The 20835-nt window shown below is 37.2% G+C and carries 12 protein-coding genes; 10 read left to right on the forward strand and 2 right to left on the reverse strand.

Annotation, left to right across the window (positions count from 1 at the left end; translation table 11 throughout):
- Nucleotides 1-329: 329 nt before the first annotated feature.
- Entirely contained in the window at nt 330-2375 is a 2046-nt protein-coding gene (locus KHS79_RS00855; protein WP_233468149.1) for a putative bifunctional diguanylate cyclase/phosphodiesterase, read from the reverse strand.
- Between the two features lie 497 nt (nt 2376-2872).
- Nucleotides 2873-3724, reverse strand: a complete 852-nt coding sequence (locus tag KHS79_RS00860) for a 6-carboxytetrahydropterin synthase (RefSeq protein ID WP_212715860.1) — start codon at nt 3722-3724, stop codon at nt 2873-2875.
- A 380-nt stretch (nt 3725-4104) separates the two neighbouring features.
- Between KHS79_RS00860 and bioA the strand changes: the two genes are divergently transcribed.
- The 10 genes from bioA to KHS79_RS00910 all read left to right on the forward strand — a co-directional run bounded on the left by bioA (nt 4105) and on the right by KHS79_RS00910 (nt 20814).
- Nucleotides 4105-5394 (forward strand): adenosylmethionine--8-amino-7-oxononanoate transaminase, encoded by a 1290-nt coding sequence (gene bioA / locus KHS79_RS00865; protein ID WP_407704215.1) that lies wholly within the window; start codon nt 4105-4107, stop codon nt 5392-5394.
- A 3-nt stretch (nt 5395-5397) separates the two neighbouring features.
- The gene (gene pepQ, locus KHS79_RS00870) at nt 5398-6747 is read left to right on the forward strand and encodes a Xaa-Pro dipeptidase (RefSeq protein WP_212715862.1); all 1350 of its coding nucleotides are present in this window, start codon (nt 5398-5400) and stop codon (nt 6745-6747) included.
- A 298-nt stretch (nt 6748-7045) separates the two neighbouring features.
- Nucleotides 7046-7921, forward strand: coding sequence for a PEP-CTERM sorting domain-containing protein (locus KHS79_RS00875; RefSeq protein WP_212715864.1), 876 nt, complete (start codon nt 7046-7048; stop codon nt 7919-7921).
- Between the two features lie 689 nt (nt 7922-8610).
- A complete protein-coding gene (locus KHS79_RS00880) occupies nt 8611-8931 on the forward strand; it encodes a carbon storage regulator (RefSeq protein ID WP_212715866.1) in 321 nt (106 codons plus the stop codon).
- 605 nt (nt 8932-9536) lie between these two features.
- The gene (locus KHS79_RS00885; protein WP_212715868.1) at nt 9537-10913 is read left to right on the forward strand and encodes a hypothetical protein; all 1377 of its coding nucleotides are present in this window, start codon (nt 9537-9539) and stop codon (nt 10911-10913) included.
- Between the two features lie 928 nt (nt 10914-11841).
- Nucleotides 11842-12993: an acyl-CoA dehydrogenase family protein gene (locus KHS79_RS00890; protein ID WP_212715870.1), complete on the forward strand. Its 1152-nt coding sequence runs from the start codon at nt 11842-11844 to the stop codon at nt 12991-12993.
- Nucleotides 12994-13209: 216 nt separating this feature from the next.
- Nucleotides 13210-13626 carry a DUF6041 domain-containing protein gene (locus tag KHS79_RS00895; protein ID WP_212715872.1) on the forward strand — a complete coding sequence of 139 codons (417 nt, stop codon included), beginning with the start codon at nt 13210-13212 and terminating at the stop codon, nt 13624-13626.
- Nucleotides 13627-13755: 129 nt separating this feature from the next.
- A complete protein-coding gene (locus tag KHS79_RS00900) occupies nt 13756-15405 on the forward strand; it encodes an NAD(P)/FAD-dependent oxidoreductase (RefSeq protein ID WP_212715874.1) in 1650 nt (549 codons plus the stop codon).
- A gap of 25 nt (nt 15406-15430) precedes the next feature.
- Nucleotides 15431-18145: a PEP/pyruvate-binding domain-containing protein gene (locus tag KHS79_RS00905; protein ID WP_212715876.1), complete on the forward strand. Its 2715-nt coding sequence runs from the start codon at nt 15431-15433 to the stop codon at nt 18143-18145.
- A gap of 206 nt (nt 18146-18351) precedes the next feature.
- Nucleotides 18352-20814, forward strand: a complete 2463-nt coding sequence (locus tag KHS79_RS00910) for a biosynthesis protein PigD (RefSeq protein ID WP_212715878.1) — start codon at nt 18352-18354, stop codon at nt 20812-20814.
- Nucleotides 20815-20835: the final 21 nt, after the last annotated feature.

The raw sequence follows: 20835 nt of genomic DNA on the forward strand, positions 1-20835 counted from the left end.
TTGGTATCACAATAAAACACTGTTGTACTACAAAAGAAGACTATGCTTTTCCGTGCCAAAGACTTACTTAAGTATAAGATGCTTGTCGTAAACTGTTAAATTCTTACAGTAGCGATTCTTGCCATTAAGGATGTATACAACATGAAGTGTTCATCTGTAAAGCTTGAATATGTCTTTAACAGATAAAATTCTGTATTTACTTCGTGAAAGACATTGGGGGGACTCTAAAAACAGTGATTTTTTGTGCGGGCAATGAAGTACTGCACGGCGTGTCACTGTGTATTATTAACTGGCGGTAGATGGTTCTAGCCCATTATTGTTTTCATTTTTCAGGCTGCTTTGTTGTTTTTTTTTACGTACTGTTGAAATTGTTCGGGTGAAACTGGCTTGCTATAGTAATATCCTTGGCCTTCCTCACAGCCTTGGCTGATAATATAGCCTTCGTGCTCCTCGGTCTCTACACCTTCTGCAATTACTTTAAGTCCCAAGCTTTTTCCTAGCTGGATGATTGCTCTCACAATGGCTGAATTATCTTCATCGCGCGTGACATCTTGCATAAATCCTTTGTCGATTTTAATTTTATCGAAAGGTAATTTTTTCAAGTAGCTTAGTGATGAGTAGCCTGTACCAAAGTCATCAATAGCGATCATTACCCCAGACCGTTTGATACTCTCAAGGCGTGCTGCAGCAAGTGATACATCATCCATTATACTGGTTTCAGTGACTTCTAATTCCATACAGTAAGGTGGGATAGAGTATTTTTGTAATGTTTCAGTAATAAGTTCTTCAATATTCTCCTGGCGTAATTGTACCGCTGACAAGTTGACGGCCATGCGAAATTCTTCAAAGCCCATATTATGCCAAAACTGCAGTTGTTGTGCGGCTTGTTGTAGCACCCACTCGCCAATGGGAATAATGGATAAATTCTTTTCGGCTAATGGAATGAATAAATCAGGAGAAATAAAACCTTTATCAGGGTGAATCCAGCGTAATAATGCTTCTGCACCAATGACACGGTTTGTAGTGTAGTCAATTTGAGGTTGGTAGACTAAGTGTAACTCTTTATTTTCCAGTGCTTTAAGCAGATCTTTCTCAAGCTGTTTGCGGATACGCATTTCAGTATCCACACTGGCAATATAAAACTGGAAGCGGTTTTGGCTGCGCGATTTTGCCAGTGTCATTGTTTGCTCTGCTTTTTGCAGTAGTTTTTCTGGATTGCTACCGTCCTCAGGGAATAATGTGATCCCTATTGTGGCTCGAATAGCAATGGGTTCATTGTTTATGACAAAAGGCTCTTCTACATCATTTAACACATTTTGTGCTAGTTCAGCAGCCTCATAAGGCTGTTCAATATTATCCTGGATGATAGCAAACTGATCGCCACCCAAGCGGCCAACGGCACGAACGCTACTTCGCTGGTTACGTAAACGGTCTGCCAGTGCCATTAAAATATGGTCACCCACTTTATAAGTGAACTGTTCATTGACGCCTTTAAAATCATCAATACCACAACATAAAATGGCCACCAGACAGTTTTTACCACCTGCTTCTTGTAGTATTCGCTGTAACTGTTTTTGCAACATAACACGATTAGGCAGCCCAGTGAGAAAGTCGTATTGGGCTAAACGAAGCACGTGTGCTTCTGCTTTTTGGCGTTTGGTGTTATTGCGATCTATTGACTCCAGAAGCTGATTAGCGGTTCGTATCCAAATTCCCATCTCATTTTTTTCGTTGCCTTTTAGCATTGGAATCTTTTTTTGACCCGGATGGTCTGGATTAATATGGGATAAGTTATCAATGATTCGGGTAAGCGGTTTCGTCAATAGAATGGTGTAGATTAAATAGAGTACAGTTGCCATGGCTATGGCACGTAAAATGCCTGAGACAAAAATGATAATACTGCGATTGACAAACTCTGAGCCACTAAGCGCAGTATCAATGGTAATCATTAGATCACCATAATATTCACTGTAGGGCAGTCGTCCAAATAAATTAACTTTGTATGTGCGCTCAGTATTAAAGATTTTATCGGTAAACCATCGGTAAGGTGTGCTGATAAGGGGGCGGCGCTTTTCAGCCAGCATTGGTTCATCTGGGTGACCGATGGCAGCATAGCGGATAGATTGGTTTTCGAATAAACCCTCAACAACCTGTGATGCCATTTCTTTATCCAAGCTATACACGGCCTGAATAGCTGGATCACGCACCATAGCTAGCATTGCGTAGGCTTGGTTATCAATGGTCTCGTCGGAGCTATATGCATCAAAAACGATTTGCGCGACACTCAAGACTACACCCACGAGGAATGCAGAAAATAACACTACGCGCAGTAATTTAACAGATAACCGATCTCTTTTAGGTATTGTTAAAGCCAATCACAGTCCCTCTTTTACAACGTGACGTTCTTGGGGTCTGTACCATTTCCAGTATGCGAAATGTTTTATCATTCGTCAAAACGCTTAAATATTCAGATTTGTAATAATAAGCAATTCATTAAACTCAACTACTTATTCAACAAAGTAAAAATTGAATAAGTATTTCCTGCGTTATAAGTATATTTTATTTTGTTTTTGCAATTAAAGTTTGTCCTTCTCATAGCGTTTTTTTAGCAAAAGGGTATTACAACTACTGAATACCTCATAAATAACTTACTAATCAGATTAGCTAAATACTGGATATAAGAAAGTCAAAAATACTAATTTATTCGCTGTGTGAATAGCTTGCTATAATGGCTGCTCTGTATCCGGACTTGGTTTTAGTGAAAGCACTAAGATACCCTCGGTGATCCGTATTTTTGAGGGCATCTTTAAACCTTTATTTTTGTTTTTATTGCGTTGCGTTATGCGATAAAGAATGAACAATCAATCATAGGTTATGCAGTAGCAATGGCCCCTTTTTTGTACCCCTCATAGGCATGAACAGTAACCTGATGACTAGGGTAATCTTTTTTTATTTCTTGTGCTAAGTGTTGGGCTATCAGTTCAACAGTGGTGTCCGTTTGGAAAAAATAACAGCATTTTTTATTAATTGTCAATTCAAAATAGCCCTGTGGGGCTTGGTAGCCACATTTGATATATCTAAAGCCTTTATTTTCAAATTCATCCAAAATATCTGCTTCAGTAACAAGATAAATATCCTGCCATTTTTTAGACCACTGAGATGCTAGCTGTGGACTGGTTTGACCATCTAGCTTAACTTTGAGTGGCGATCGATGTCCATGAGCAATACGTTGGCAGTCGCCATGGTGTTTTTTTAAGCCGTGACTGTAATGATAATAGGCTTCTTGAATGGATTGGGGATATAGGTTTACAGATACTGAGTCCACATTATCGGGTACCACACTTTTTAGATGCTCTTCAACAACGGCCTTTAATGTTGATGGTGTGATTACATCAACAGGAATTGGCACAATGGCAGCATTAGGTGCTTGACAGTGAAGGATACCGTTTTGGGAAGTCTCAAGCATTACTTCACGAATATCTCCATGATCAACGAGCTGTATCGCTTTGGACTTTGAAGGAACAACCAGTGTATGGTCAATAGTGCTGTCAATCGCTTGTTTGATATCTTTTTTGACATTACCAAAGTCAAACACCATACCTTGTTCATTAAGTGAGCCATCAAGTACCACGTCGACTAACCAGCTTTCGCCAACGAGACCACGCTCAGGGCATAAATAGGAGAAGTCTATAACGGTCAACTGTTCAACAAATAAAGAGGCCATAAAACTAAAGTCTACTGATTAAACAAGTGATTTTACCTTATTCTGAGGTAACGAAAACACCCTCACTTTGTGTTGACTGTGCCTTTATTAAAAATAGTTCAATACACGGTAGATAATAAGCTACGCCTATTAGCTATTGAATCAGGCATCCAGGGAAGGATTTACGGTGTGTTCGGTGGGGGTTTTGCAGACTTTGGACATGGAGCTTTAAAAAGTGGTTTTGGTTTTAAAGGAAAATTTATATGCGATCGCCCTGGTTATTGATGAAGTGGTTGAGATATCAGTAATCAGTCGTTAGCATCTTTTTTACTGGTGTGTCTTTTGGTTTAACGCCTCAACATTAAATACTTATGGTAGGTAGATAAAGGAGTAAACATTTGATTAAGCCACAACTGTCTGAGGATGACCTGTGTTTTGATGCCGACCATATTTGGCACCCCTATACCTCAATGCAAAACCGTTATCAGATGTTTCCAGTTGTTTCCGCTGAAGGGGTTCAACTGACGCTGAATGATGGACGACAGTTGATAGATGGTATGGCATCTTGGTGGTCGGTCATTCATGGCTATAACCACCCTAAACTTAATGAGGCTATTCAGCAGCAGTTAGGGCTGATGGCGCACGTGATGTTTGGTGGGTTAACCCATAAGCCTGCTATTGAGCTGGCCCGAAAATTAATTGCAATATCTCCAGAACCTCTGCAACAGGTCTTTTTTTCTGACTCAGGCTCAGTGGCCGTTGAAGTGGCTATTAAAATGGCGTTGCAGTATCAGCAGGCAACAGGAAATACCCAGAAGAGGCGCTTGCTGACAGTAAAGCGGGGTTATCATGGTGATACTTTTTCTGCTATGTCGGTTTGCGATCCTGAACAGGGAATGCATACGTTATTTCAGGGGGTGCTCCCAAAGCAGCTCTTTGCTCCAGCACCTCAAAGTCCCTTTAAAGGGGCATGGCAACCTGAAGAATTGGCTACAGTAAAACAATTATTCGCGCAACATCATGCAGAGATAGCAGCCTTTATTATTGAGCCTATTGTCCAGGGTGCAGGAGGGATGCGCTTCTATGCACCAGAATATTTGGCTGAAATTAGAAAGCTTTGTAACCAGTATCAGGTTTTGCTTATAGCGGATGAAATCGCCACGGGATTCGGTCGAACGGGTAAACTTTTTGCCTGTGAGCATGCTGGCGTAGCGCCAGATATTTTGTGCTTGGGGAAAGCGCTGACAGGTGGATACATGTCGTTTGCAGCAACGTTGTGCTCGGATGAGGTCAGTCAGGCAATTTCCAAGGATGGAGTGTTGATGCATGGTCCTACGTTTATGGCGAACCCTCTTGCTTGCAGTGTTGCTAATGCCAGTGTTGATCTACTCTTGGCACAAAACTGGTCAAGCACTATTGCATCGATAGAACAAGAACTTATAAAGGGTTTAGCCCCCTGTTCCACTTTATCTCAGGTGGCGGATGTTAGAGTCTTAGGGGCAATAGGTGTTGTGGAGTTACAACAGCCTGTTGATATGCATAGGGTTCAGCCTATGTTTGTAGAGCAGGGGATATGGGTGCGCCCCTTTGGTAAATTAGTTTATGTTATGCCACCTTATATTATTTCAAAAGAGCAGCTTGCCTTGCTTTGCCAAGGAATTTGCAACGTGATTACTCGGTTAGGGGGATGATTAATGGAAGCTCAAGGATCGTATGACTGGCAAACTTTATACCAGACGCATGTCGCTGTGCTAATGGAGAGACTGCAAAAAAGTTTAAATGAAAATAAATTTGATGGCGTGCTTATTTACTCAGGGACATCACCTGTAGCATTTCGTGATGATAACAATTATCCCTTTAAAGCTAATCCTCACTTTAAACATTGGCTGCCATTACCAGAGCAACCAGGCTGCATGTTGTGGATAACTCCAGGTATTAAACCAATACTTTTTTTTCTGCAGCCGCAGGACTTTTGGCATGCAGCTCCACCTGAACCTGAAGGTTTTTGGATCAATGAATGGGATATTAAAATTGTACACACTATATCTGAAGTCCGGCAACAATTAGCCATTGATTGGAACAAAATAGCGTTTATTGGTGAAATTACCGATGATTTATTTGATTGGCCTGTTCAGCATATTAACCCGAAAACATTGCTTGCAAATTTGGAATATATGCGGGCATATAAGACAGAGTATGAGCAGCATTGCTTAAAAATGGCGAATATTCGAGCGGTTAAAGGACATCGTGCGGCTTATCAAGCTTGGTGCTCAGGAAAAACAGAGTTTGAAACACACTGTGCTTATTTATTGGCCTGCCAGTTAAGAGAAAGTCAGTTGCCGTATGATAGTATTGTTGCGTTTAATGATCACGGTGCTATTTTGCATTATGATCATTACCAAACATGTGCATCTGCAGAAATAAACAGCTTTTTGTTGGATGCGGGCGCGGTATATAATGGTTATATTGCAGATATTACACGGACTTATTGTGCGGATGAGTCACATGTTTTTGGTGAGCTTATCCAAGCGCTTGATCTTGCTCTGCAAAAAATAATTTCAGAAATTAAACCTGGAATTTCTTTTGTTGACTTACATGAAAAAATGCATGAAGCGGTAGCTGTATTGTTACATCAGTTTGAAATAGTTCATCTGCCTGTAGAACAAATAATGCGGGATGATATTACCCAGGTATTTTTTCCACACGGACTTGGCCACTTAATTGGTGTACAAACCCATGATATTGGTGGGAAGCAGAGGGATATCAGTGGTGAAATGTTAGTGGCACACTCCAAACATCCTTTTTTACGTTTATTACGACCATTAGATATTAATGTTGCTACTACCATTGAACCAGGTATCTATTTTATTCCAATGCTATTAAAGAGGTTGCATCAAAGTACGAGTACTAAGCATATTAACTGGGCGTTGATTGATGCATTGTGTAGTTTTGGGGGGATTCGTATTGAAGATACCATTATTATCAATGAGCATGGAGCAGAAAATATTACGCGAAATGCTTTTAAGTTAATATCTGAGTTGTGATTTTTTTTGTAATTTTATATGCCGGTAAAACTACTAACAAAATAAAGTGGTTTTGCTGGTTTTTTGTGTAGTTCTATCTTTATAGAAATATTTAATTCATAAAAATGACTTCTTTATATTGTGGTTTTTGTTGCAGTATTTGTCGTGTGTTTTTACACATTTAAATTAAACTGTTATGTAGCAATCATGAAATAATATATTTTTTTTGTAAAGACAAAGGCTTAGTTGATATTACCCTTTCTGGCACAGTAATTGTTATTAGGCAGTGGTAGCATGAGCTTCTATAAAGGGTAAAAAAATGACAAAGCTGAAACCACTGATTTATGCCTGCGCATTAACTGCACTGAGTGGCGGTATGACGTATGCAGATAATATTTTTCTTGATGTTGGAACGAGTTTTAATGCAGTAGATGCAGATTCCAGAACTGATGACTTCGAAAAGTTATTATTTAGTGTTATTGCCACTTCGACTTATACCATTGATGATAATATTTTTGGTGGTGATGATACAATATTGGATACTGGTGACAAAGTAGTTGATACTGGCACCTCAAATATTGGTTCTTTAGAGACGAGCTCTGCAACTGCTTTAGTTGGGCCTGCATTAGAAGGCTTTAACAATGACTGGGGATTAGATATAGATTATACAATCAGTGGTTATTCTGTCGTAGGCCCAGGTGGTATTCCTGATGAGTTAGCGGCAGTCTTTACTTCAGGCACGGCAAGTATCTTTTTTGATGACTTTATGGGTACTGATACTAAAGTATTAGAATTAGACCTTACATCAAGTATGATTGAACCCACAAATGTACTATTGACAGGAATCGTTGACTACAGTTGGTGTGAGCCAGCATGCTCAACATTTGTTAAAGAGTTCTTTAATTTCTCTGATCCCATTGCCGGTGAGAATGCTTTTTATGATATTTGGGCTCTCGATATCGTGCCTCCAATAAGCATTATGTGGCGTCTAGATACTAATATTGATGAAGCCTCTGTTGTGGCGCCTGAGCCTATTTTTGAGGGATCTACAACATGGACGCGTGAAACAGAGTTATCACCAACCATTCAATTTGTACCTGAACCTGGTACTTATGGAGCAATGCTGCTGGGTTTAGGGGCTTTGCTTTTCTCGCAGCGTCGTCGAATGACTTACGCTTTTACAGATAAGCGTTAACATTGATTTCTCTTGCTTTGTTTATATTAATAAGTAGGCGTTAATAAGCACAATGGAGTGTGCTTAACCTCCCAGTTTTTTCCCTTCTAACCTTAGCAGGTCAAATGAATATAAAAATAGTTTGCGATGAGTAGAGGCTACGCTAATTTAAGCATTGCAAACCAACTTTCCGCTATACCTCAATCACGTTAAAAAGGTAATTTGTTGTATTTCCTTGAAATGGGGGTAAGGCCTTTGAAAATCGTAAGTTAACTTTCCATCAAAGTGAATTTTACAACAATAAAAATATATGTGATTGTTTTATCTGATTTAGTGTGGCTTGGTAGCTACGAATGGGCAGTATAGCGTGTACTTTTATATATAAAGTGTAAACTTTGATGCATTCTTGATGTTCTTTGTATAACTATGCGGTTAAGCACAGCAAGTAAAATATGGTTCAATAAAATAAGACCTAGGTTGTTTGATATCCTTCATTGATGATTTTTAGGATTGTTTGTGGGTTTACCTATACCCTTTACAAATCATTTTTGGGGTTTGTTGTTGGTGTTTTATACCTCAGTCACTTATTAATATTAAGTTCTGGGAGGTTCATCACTTGAGGGTTCCCTAAAAAAACTTTGTTTGGGGGTATAAATCACAATACTTATATACCCATTACCAACGAAATACACTTCATAAAGGGACTTTTTATGCTGAGTTTAACGTTAAGTAGTGATCAAGCTATCTGTATTGGCAATGATATATTGATAGTGTTCGAGTCTGTTTGCGAAAGCAGGCAGCGAGTTAAAATTAAAACGTTTGCTCCCAAAGAAGTATCGATCAAGCGGTTAGAAATTTACGAGGATCGAGACCGGGTTGAAAAAGATTTAAAAGAATATTTCACAAAAATTAGGCGAAGACGAACAGGTCGTATTACTAAAAAGCCTTATCGATATAATCGTTCAGAATCTAATAAAGCTAAAATTCATTTTAAAAAAAGACGACATTTAAACATTGGTGTTGATAACTGACAAAATATATAATTATTGTGTTGCTTATCACATAAACGTTAAGAGCCATGTTATGGCTTTATAGTTCACTTGCAAGACTATCGAATACATGATATCTGCTTACTCTTGAGAGAGAATTGTGAGGTAAATCATACGTTGTTATATAGACACTTCATATACGAGTTGGTTTAGTAAAATCTGTACTACGGTTTTGTCTGTGTTGAACATATTAAATATCCTTCACCAATCAATTATATTTATATGCGCTATCCATAGCGCTTACCTTAATGGGCCAGTGAAGCTGTTTTAATGTGTTCCAGACAGGTTAGTAGGAATTGTTGTATTCCAAAAGGCATCAAGATCAGCGTTCTTGACCATTGAAAATGGTGTGAATGCAGTTTATGTATAATGCTGTTTATATATAGTGACGTGGGTTTCATGTAGTAGAGTAATTGCTGAGGAGCCTTTAACTGTCATCCTAGCCACTCATTAACATAACCGCCTGACAAACGCTTTTAAAACACAGTTGTGGTTGCTATCAGTTAGTCTTAACTGATCAGACTAGCGCCAAAAAAGCCTTCACTGTGGGTATAGCACTGATCATTAAGTGAAAAGAATAATTGTAAATGTATCTAAGTTTAAAAAGAGTACTGTGCTGTATAAGTTTATGCTTAATATTACATGAAGGCATAGCCACTGCTTCTACTGAGAGTAATACAGTAGTCGCTCAGCCTGAAGTTGCTGAAATTAGTACCCAGTTAGTTGCTATTAGCGATAGTGCTTTTGGGTCTGTTAACCAACTGTTGTATACATTTCTTATTACAAATACATCATCAACAGCTATTGATCTACGAAATAGTGTAATTCAATTCATAACGCCCTTTCGCTTAGAAAGTATTGATGGTGATTTTGGCGCAATTAGATGGCCAGAGAATAAAATATTTGTCTCGGAACGCCATCCTAAGGGGTATCAAAACTTGCTTACCCTTGCTTACAGTGTTGAGTCTTCGCACATTGATGATGAGAAAACGAGTTTAAAACCGGGTGCAAGCATTCAGTTGACTTTTGAAGCACCATTAGGCATTGAACTTGAGGATGTGCGTACATCGCTTAAGCTTTTATTGGAGCCATCTCCTCCAATGAAAGTTGGACAGCTGCTCATAAAAACCCCACTACCAACAGAAGCCTTATTAAACAGTCAAGCGCCTAGTATTGAGGTTTTTGGTGAAAATGGTTATCACCAACAAGTGAGTCTTGACTGGGGGCAAACGTATATTATCGATCAATTACCTTATGGTGACTATGCTATTCATACTAACCCATTAGAGCACTACCCTGGTGGAAGAGACCAGCATGTAGCTCTCACACATACGTCACCGTCTGCATCTTTATCTTTAGAATATGAACGTTATATAGACACGGTAACGCGCTTTACGATAACAATGCCGCACAAGCAAGAATCAGCCAATGTTGAGAAAAAAATATACTTACAAAACTTAACTAGAGGTGGACTTCCGTTAACGAAGGTCATTAACTGGGGAGAAGAGCTTGTTTTGAATAACCTTATTATGGGGCATCGTTACCGCTTGTGGGCGACTAGTTTTACTTATAATGGCACTAAATACTTGCCGAATATAACACATAAACGCCCCTATGAGTTTACTGCAAATCATCATTCTGCAGATAAATTTTCACTACAGTATGCAACAAAATCAGAATTAAATAAAACGTTGGTGCCGATACTGATTGAAGTAACTGGCTTGCCCTTGGGCGCACGACCATTGTTAAGCCTTAAAGGTATGAAGATGAAGAGAGTATATCAGTACCCAATAAGTCATGCTGAAACAACTATTTTAAATGTAATATCTGGTAAGTATAAAATTCAAGCAAGCGTTTACTCCGTAAATAATAAAGAATTTACCCCAACTATCTCTCAAAATGAAATTGCTGTGAAAGAAGGTAAAGTTAATAAAATTTCAGTGATCTATAAAAAAGTAAAGTAACTTGCTGAGCCTGGCGTAGGTAAAGTGAAGGAGAAAAGTAATTTTTCTGTAATTTATATGTATTTAAAATTAAATTAATATGTCATATAAGTCTTGTTTAGTATCAATAATGTAAACTTACAGTAAGTGTTATATTAGTGGTGTTGTATTAATGTGACTTCTACCAACAGCGAAAAAAAACCAAAAAAATACCCTAAACATGAACTTATACCCTTGTCGAAGCATCTATACATATAAATATTTAAAGTAAAGGAGTCATCAAAGGCAAGAAAGGATGTCTTTAGCAGCCATAAAGTACAAATAAATGTAATGTTAATGTAATATTTTATTCTTAATAAAAATTAATTATAAAAAGCAGATGATATCAGTTTATTTTTCCTTTAAGAAAGTGTTATGTTATTAGGGCATATCAGATTCGTATTTATAGATATACTCATATAGGGTGTAGCATGATTTAGGTGGTGCAATCAACAGTTTTATACTAGCAGTACTGAGTTAAAAAAGAAGTATAGAATGTTGCTTTGAAACAGTGCGTTTTAAAGGGCTGTAAGTAAGCAGTCAAGAAAGGATAAGAAAAGCTGATGCTTATGCGGTTATATAAATACATCAGTCGTTGTTTAAACATAAAGCTAAATCTTCAATGTATACCCAAAACGAAGGGTTTTTAGCGGCGGCCGTCAAGCGATGAAGCCCCTGGGCAAGTTTACTGCTGTGAAACTTGCGGTAGCCACTTTAATTGATATAACAGCGCTGCTGGGCGGTTATATTAATAAGTGACTGGGGTGAAGAGTGCTGACAGCAACACCTAAAAATGATTCGTGAAGGATATAGATGAATCCTCAGGGAAGTAACGAGTAAGAGGATAGCAGAGTATTCTGCATAGGGATGTATTAAGTAGTATTAAAATAATACTAAGGAATGTTCGTATATGGATTTTACGCTAACATTAGAACAACAAGCACGCTGTCAGCATATTGAAAACTTCGCTAAAGAAGCCTTGTCTAAATCACAACAAGACCTCCACTCCCCCGAAACGTTTAACGTTAAAGGTTGGCAACTCGCCTCAGAGCTAGGGCTAGCTGGTTTGCCTATTCCCGAACAGTGGGGTGGGTCGGAGTTAGGCGCTTTAGATACGATTTTGGCTGTTGAATCTCTGGGACGAGGTTGTACCGATATGGGGCTGGTATTTTCCCTCTGTGCGCATATGTTCGCTTGTGCTATTCCTATCTGGCGGCATGGTTCAGATGAGCAGCGAAATAAATATTTAGCGAAGATTGCATCTGGGCAACTTATTGTTGCCAATGCTATTACAGAGCCATCTTCAGGTTCTGATGCATATAATATGAAGTCCTTTGCGAGAAAGGAAAAAAATCATTATATATTAAATGGATCAAAGTGTTTTATTACTAATGCCCCAATAGCTGATCTCTTGTTAGTCTATGCAAAAACGAAGGAAGGCCAAGGCTATTTTAATAGTAGTGCATTTTTAATTCCGAAAGATTTGCCAGGTATAGAAATTACTAATGAATCATTAAAAACTGGGTTGGTGACTAGCCCATGGGGAAGTGTACACTTTAATGAGTGTATCATTCCAATTGATAGTCGAGTTGGAGAAGAAGGTTCAGGTTCTCCAATTTTTCACGACTCTATGATTTGGGAGAGAGGATGTTTATTTGCAGCATATGTTGGAGCAATGGAAAAAGTACTACAACAATGTATTGAATATTGTGTAGAAAGAAAACAGTTTGACCAGTCGATTGGGCGGAATCAGTCGATATCAAATAAGCTTGTTGATTTCAAATTACGTTTAGAAACATCTCGTTTATTACTATATAAAGCTGGTTGGTTATATGACAATAATAAGCCATATGAAGAAGCCATTGCTCAAAGTAAACTTTGGATATCTGAATCTGCAGTTCAATGTGGATTAGATGCTATTCAAGTTTTTGGGGGATTAGGAGTCTGTAGTGAGTTTGGGATTGACCGCTTGTTACTTGATGCTCTACCTTCAAGAATTTTTTCAGGCACCTCAGAAATACAAAGGGAATTTATTGCCAGAAGTATGGGATTACGCTCATAAAATAATAGTCGCTAAGTTTGAGGTTATACCCAAAACGAAGGGTTTTTATACCCCAAGGGGACAAGGGTGCGGCCGTCAAGCGATGAAGCCCCTGGGCAAGTTTACTGCTGTGAAAATTGCGGTAGCCACTTTAATTGATATAACAGCGCTGACAACAAACCCTAAAAATGATTCGTGAAGGGTATAGTTAAGTTTAAATAAAAAGGACTAAGTGTTGTGAAGTATTTTAAATATTTATTTGGAACACTCTATCTGTTAGCTGGAATAGCTAAAATTTTTCCTCAAATTGAAGATGTTGGTGTTGTTTTAAAGAATGCAGCTATTGCAAATCAGGGCACTTTTTTAGAAGGGATTAGCAACTATTTATACACTCATGAACTTGTAATAACAGTTATTTCTGGCTTAAGTCTATTTTTGGCAGGTTTGACGCTATTGATTAATAGGTATTTGATAGCATCGTCCATAGGACAAATGTTGATGCTTATTTGTTTTGTCACTCTATTACATAGAGCTTATTGGCAAGTTATTGTTATGGATACGGTTTTCTTTATCTTTGCTGTTTTTGTTTTAAAAGAACAGCTGATGTTAAAAAAACAGAAAAATATCCAACTTCAAAGAATATATCAGTCTTAAGTGTATCTAAAAAATAATTATTTTATTGTAAGCGCATGAATGTACTGTACAGAGATAAATAATGTATAAGGCAAAACATGAGGATCCAAGTACAGTACACAAGGCAGACTAGTAATGAGCTTAAACAAAATGAAAAAACTACCTTCAGAAAAGTTTGAAGTTACAAAGCCTGAATTTCATGGAAATGATAGTGAGATTGAAAATATACAGAAGGAATATGACGTCATCATTGTCGGAGGTGGACTCTCGGGATTGACGGCGGCTTGGCAGTTAAAATCGCTCTCTGTACTGTTACTTGAGGAAAGAAATAAATTTGGAGGAAATGCACGTCTGGAGAGTAGAGACGGTTTACGTTATGCGAGTGCTGGTAGCTGTTTTCAGAACCCAGTCGAAGGTGGAGAAGTTGCAGGTTTATTGGATGAACTGGGCTTGAGAAATCAATGGCAAGCTGCTGATCAAGAGTCTCTGGTATTGTTCGATACTAGACGTCTATTAAAAGGAATGGGAGAGGTTTGCTTAGCATTAATTAATCAGCCTAAAGCATTATTAAATCCAGCAATGTATAAGCTATCTCTGGATTTGATAAAGGGAGCTATTACAAAAAAACCATATATTGTTGCGCCAAAAAAACTTGGGGATCCAGTTTTTGCTAAACTGTACGAATACCTTGAACAGTTTAAACCAGGCTCTGGTAAGTATCCTGCTGTACCTTGGAGTGAGGGTTGTGATTGGTCCAGGCAGGAAATGGAACTTTTTGATAGTATTTCTTTGTATGATTTATTTTTTGATCCCACGATAAAAGGACGGCTGCCTATCTACTTACAACCAAAGGATGAGTTAGGCGAGTTAGTTAAAGATGCTATAGAAACTACATTGCGTGTTGAGTGTTTGTCGATAAAAGATGTTTCTGCTTATGTTGGCTTACACTTTTTATTAGGGTATTTATTTGGTACTTTAGTGACGTTTCCGGGAGGGAATGGATTTTTAAGTGAACAACTTAAAAATCAATTAGAAAAAGAATCATCATATCACAGTCAATCAACTGCGCAGGTCACAGCTGTTGAAGAAATAGCAGGTAGTTATGAAGTTACTTATTTGAAAAATCAAGTAAGGTATAAAGTTAAGGCTGCAACGGTTATATGGGCTGCTCCAAAGTTTGTTGCACAGCATGTACTTAATAATATTCCAAATAAACAACGTCAAGCAATTTCAGAAATAGAACATAGAGACTACTGCATCGCTAATGTTTTTCTCAAAAAAACAGTATTAAAAAGTCATTTTGGCGGTTATGTGATTGAGGGAGCACATTTTAATAAAAAACCATACAGTTGGTGCCGTAGTGGAGTTTGTCTAGTTGCTAATTGGAAAGACAAGTCATTTGATAAAGATATAGGTGTTCTTACATTATTAAAACCAGTTTTTGGCGAAAAAGATCAAGGGAAACTCAAAGAAGTAAGTTTTGATAAGTTGCAGGCAGCAACTTATCAAGAAGTAGTATTAATGTTTGCAGCATTAGGTTTAAGCCCTGAAATAATAGAAGACATTAAAATTTGGCGTTGGAATAAAGGTCTTGTTGTTCCAAAAGTAGGACAGCTTAAAAATGATGTTTTTATTAAAGCATCTGCGCCGATAAGAGGTGTGTTTTTTGCTAATCAAGATACTAATGGTTTAGGAAATCTGGAAAGTGCTGTTGGTGCAGGAATAAAAGCAGCAAAACAAGTTAAAAACTGGCTGGAAAGTAATAAACAGGAAAACTTTATTAGTGTTGTATCAGCATAAAAATAATAAAAGGAGTTGTAATAACATGAGCAGCCAGAACTATGTGATCGCTTTGTCAGGAAAAGATGAATTATCAAAAACGGACGTTGGAGGTAAAGCCGTTTCTTTGAATAATTTGGTTAGGCATGGTTTATTAGTACCAGAAGCATATTGTATTACAACAAAAGCAAATGAGTACTTCTTAAGCTGCTCTGGAATTCTTGATTTAATAAAAATACATAAGCTAAATTTTGATCAAATAAAAGAGGAAATTGCAAACGCAGAAATACCATCAGATTTAGTAGATGAGATTCTTCAAGTTTATCAAAACATGGGGCGTGGCCAGGTGGCTATCCGTTCATCAGCAGTTAATGAAGATGGAGAATCACAATCCTATGCTGGTCAGTATGAAACATTTCTGTTTGTTGATAGTGAAGTGAAGGTTCTTGAATGTGTCAGGGAGTGTTGGAAGTCTTTGTGGGCTGCAAGAGCAAACCTCTATCAAATAAAACATGATGTGAGTGCAGATGATAGTAGAATTGCTGTGGTTATCCAAAGAATGGTTGATGTTGAAAGTGCAGGTGTTGCTTTTTCTCAAGATCCAATGAGTGGCGTTGATCAATATATTTTAATCGATGCGTGCTGGGGAGTAGGGGAAGGAGTTGTTTCTGGTCAAGTTTCTACAGATAGTTATCGCATAAGAAAGTGTGATCATACTATAGTTTCTACAGACATACGTGCAAAAAAAATAAAGTGTACGAAGAAAAATAATGGAGAAACTCATATAGTTAATGTAGATGAAGATAAAATAAAACAACCAGTTTTATCTTCTGAGCAGTGTATAGAGTTAGCGGCTCAAGTAGAAAAAATCAGTCTCTACTATGGCCAACCGATGGACATAGAATGGGGCATTGAAAATAATAATGTGTATATATTACAGGCAAGGCCAATAACCACTAAAACATCTAAAACACCAATATACTATGCTGATGAGGATGAAACTGACGAATACATTCGTGATAATGCATTATTTTCACGGATGGATACGGGGGAAATTGTCACAGGCCTTATGACTCCACTTGGCCTTTCATTTTGTAAATTTTATCAACATAACATACATGGCCCAGCAATAAAAACAATGGGGCTTTTGAATATTGGGAATTCACAGCATTATATGGGTTATATACAAGGGCAGGTTTATTTAAATATTTCTGCTTCAGCCATGCTTCTTAGCCAATGTCCTCCTACCCGAGATTTAATGAAGTTTACTAAGCGATATGCTACAGAAGATATAGACTTTACCACTTACCAAAATCCCTATGGTATTCCTGTTAGTGGCTGGAAGTTTATTAAAAGCTCACTATATTGGTGTGGCTATCAGATATATAACCTTTTTTCTGCTGAACGTATAGTGAAAAATATGGTAAAAATACGGCAGGATGAGGTAGATCGTTTTAATAAGTTAGATCTAAAGTCAATGTCACTTATGGAGTTGAATAACGAACTTTCTCGAATTGATAAGTATTTCTTAAAGGCATGTAAAGCTTATATGCCGTTTTTTTTACAGTCATTTGCGTTATACGACCTTTTGGCCGAATTATGTGAGCAGTGGCTAGGAGGTAAGGGTGATGGACTGCAAAATAGAATCAAGGCATCAATGAATAGTCTTAGAACCATCGAAGTGACAAGAGGCATTTATCAACTTACAGAAACAGTAAATTCCAACGAGCCATTACGTACTATATTTATTAACTCTGATGCTGATCAATTGAAAGCTAATCTAGAAAAAAATCGAATTGGCAAGCAGTTTATTGAAAATGAGTTCTCTTGTTTTTTAAAAAACTATGGTGCAAGAGGGCGGCAAGAGTTTGAGCTGAGTATTCCTCGGTGGAATGATGATCCTAGTTACTTACTTAAAGTCATAAAAATGTATTTAATAAGTGAGGTTGATTTAGAAGAAAGAATTGCTGAAGTGGATAAAGAACGAGTCAATGATACGGAACAACTATTAAAAAAACTACCTTTTTCTATAAGAATAAAGTTCCGATTTATTATAGCTGCTTATGCTAAAATGGCTGAGCGAAGAGAGAATACAAGACCAACGTATATTACTGAAACATGGTTCTATAGGAAAATTGTTACAGAAGTACTCGATAGATTAGATAGAGATAGTATCGTATTTAAAGATGAATTACCATTTATTGACTTTAATCTATTTCGTAAATATGTTGCAGGAGAAATAAATGCTGAAGAAGCATTTTCTAAAGAGATTATAGAAAATAATAGAAAAGAGCATCTAGTAAACTGCAATAGTGAAGAACCACCAATGGCTATCATCGGTGGTTATAACCCTCAACCTAAAAAAGTAAATAATATATTGACAGGTACTGTAGGTGTAATTAAAGGGGTAGGAGCCAGTCCAGGAATTGTTGTGGCAAAAGCCAGGGTGATAAAAGACCTGGATAAAGATGCTGCAACTTTACAACAAGGAGAAATTTTAGTTGCTAAATTTACAGATGCATCTTGGACTCCTCTATTTGTGTTAGCAGCAGGTGTTATTGCAGATATTGGCTCAATGCTTTCTCATAGCTCTATTGTGTCTAGAGAATTTGGTATTCCAGCTGTTGTTAATACTAAAACAGCATGTATGCATATAAAAACAGGTGATATTCTTTACTTGGATGGAAATAACGGTGAAGTTAGAATACAAACACACGAAATAAGTAATGGAAAAAAAATAGAGGAAGCATTAGCAGTTTAAAGGTGATTATGGAGCTGTTTTAAAAATATCTCTATAAATACACCTTTTTTATGATAGCTGTGAAAATATTGTACTCAGTTCCTTATGTATTCCTTATACACTTAGGTCATCTGAGAAGAGTTTTCGTGCTCTTGGAAAAAATTATTATATTTTACTTAACTCGTAGTACAGAGCTAAATATTCAAAGATATTACTAAGAGGCTAATATGGATATTACTATTGGGGTTGTTGTAGTTACTGAAAGTCGCTATTTCTTTGAGACAGGGTTAAGTGTTTTAAGTGATATACGGGGAGAACTCTTTCAGAGAGTAACAATAGATTCGGATATAAAAGCAGAACAGTTTACGCCTAGCTATCATCCTGTATATGATGAGGCTCGAGAAAAAGCTATACGTTTTATGGCTAAACGTAAAGAGCGAGTATCAATGCGAGTTGTTCAGGCAAGTAATTTAAATGAAGCTACATCAAAAATTATAAATATCGCAAATAACTTGAATGAAAATGAGTTATTTCAGGTGGGCATGATTTACTTGGATTATGCTAATCCAAAATATGAAATGTTGACAATCAAGGATATAGATAAAAAGATTTCAGGTTTTTACAGTACTCTTTGTGAAAATAACGTGCCTGCTTTTTACTCTTCTTTTTCTGTAGCGGCTTTTACGCTACCACATAAAAGAAAAATACGTTATCAACCAATGGAGTTTATAGAGTGCAGTCTTCCACATAATAGAGCAATACTGCAAGCTGAGTTGCTATGTTTATGGATGGACTTTATAGAAATGGCACTTGTCAATCGCAGAGTTAAACCAGAAATTAAAGGTTTTGCTAACAATACACTAGGTCAGCTATTATGTAATTTTTTAACAACGACATCAACTAAAAACTGGAATGGTTATTATTTTACAGGCTCACTTGTATCAAACCTGATCAATTATCTTGAGATGGAAGCAAAAAAAACAGGTATTAAATTATTACGTGGGCCGAGTGAACATAGCCTTGCATGTGGGGCTATGGCTAACTGGCAGTTATATAAAAAATCTTTTTTAATCGTTGTCACAAGCGGCATGATTGATGAGTTCAAAGGTACCTTAGCTAATTTAAGAGAAGCTAGAGCTAAGGGTTTTATTGTTTGTGCTGAGAACAGACCAAATCAGTGGTTCGCTTTTCAAGGGACTATTTCTAAAGATGAAGATACACGTGATGTATTAACAGCCAAACGCATTCCTCATGTTTTTATGGATGATCCTGATACGATTGAAGATGACTTCAAAAAAGCAGTAAGGTTATATAGCTTAAATCAAGGGCCAGTAGTGATTATGGCGACACAGGCAGTATTAGATGCTTGTAGTACGATTGATTTGGAACTACCGATGACTAATACTGTGGAAGATGATTTACCTCTTCCGCAAGATCTTGTAAAGCAGCTTGATCAAGTAATGGAGATCATCAACAATGGGCCAGAAAAAATTGTTTGGCAGTGTGGTCCGTTGTCTGAAGAAGAGCTTGAACTGGTATTATCGATAGCTGAAAGAGCAGGAATAGCACTGGTTGACTCATTAAATTATCCTGGCAGTGTAACAAAGTACCATAAGGGAGTATGTAATAAAAATTACTTAGGCACATTAGCGGTCTATGGTTATAGTCCTCGAGTTTATAATTTTCTACATACAAATAATAAATTGAATTCTTCATCTGAACAATACTTGTTCTTTTTGAAGAGTAAACTGCATCAGGCTGCAACTCCTTTTTCAGAGGGCAGGCTTCAACGAAGACTGAGTATTGTTCAGTTAACAAATAATATGGATCATATCTCTCCTTACGCTGATCATCCATTAGTAATGAATTTATATACGTTTTTGAGGTATGTTGATGTACATCTTGATGTATCTACTGAGTTAAGAAATAAACGAATGGCAGCAATTCAATGTGTTGATGAAACCCCCTCTGATGTTGTGAGTAAATTGCCTAAAGTACCTATGACGCCAAACTATTTTTTCTCTAGATTGAATAGCTTAATAGAAAAAATGATTGTAGAAGATAGCTATGATTATACAGGACTATATGATGTTGGTCGTTGCGGAATTTCTGCAGTGCGAAATGTTGTCAGAACACGAAGGGGCTTTTCTGGTTGGTATGGTCGGGGATTAATGGGTGATGCGTTACAGTCAGTCATCAGTATTGCAGCTACCTGCCCAACGCATATTATTGGTTTTATTGGAGATGGAGCAAAAGGGCTAGTGCCTGATGTGTTACCAAGCTTAGTTGAAAATGCTTTGACCTATCCTGACTCTATTGATAAAAACATTACACTGTTTTATTTTATGAATGGTGGTCATTCTGTAATAAATACATATCAGGAAAGAATACTTTTTAATAGAACATCACGACAAATGCGGTTGATGAATATTTACAGTCCTGACTGGGAAGAACAAATACATGGTTTTAAGATTAAATCAAAAACCATCGATATCTTTGACTATGAAATGTTTAGAATGTCACTTCAGGAAAAGAACTGTATTAATCTATTTTCTATCATTGTTTCACATAACAATGAAGGTGATGGAATTAGCTTAGCCACTGCTACGGGTTGGCAACGAGATGATGTTGAGAATAAAGTAAAAAGTATAAAACATGAAAATTTAGAAAAACAGCTTGAACCTGTATAAAAAGCTAATGAATATATACCC

The sequence above is a fragment of the Zooshikella ganghwensis genome (assembly GCF_018263875.1).
Classification (GTDB): domain Bacteria; phylum Pseudomonadota; class Gammaproteobacteria; order Pseudomonadales; family Zooshikellaceae; genus Zooshikella; species Zooshikella ganghwensis.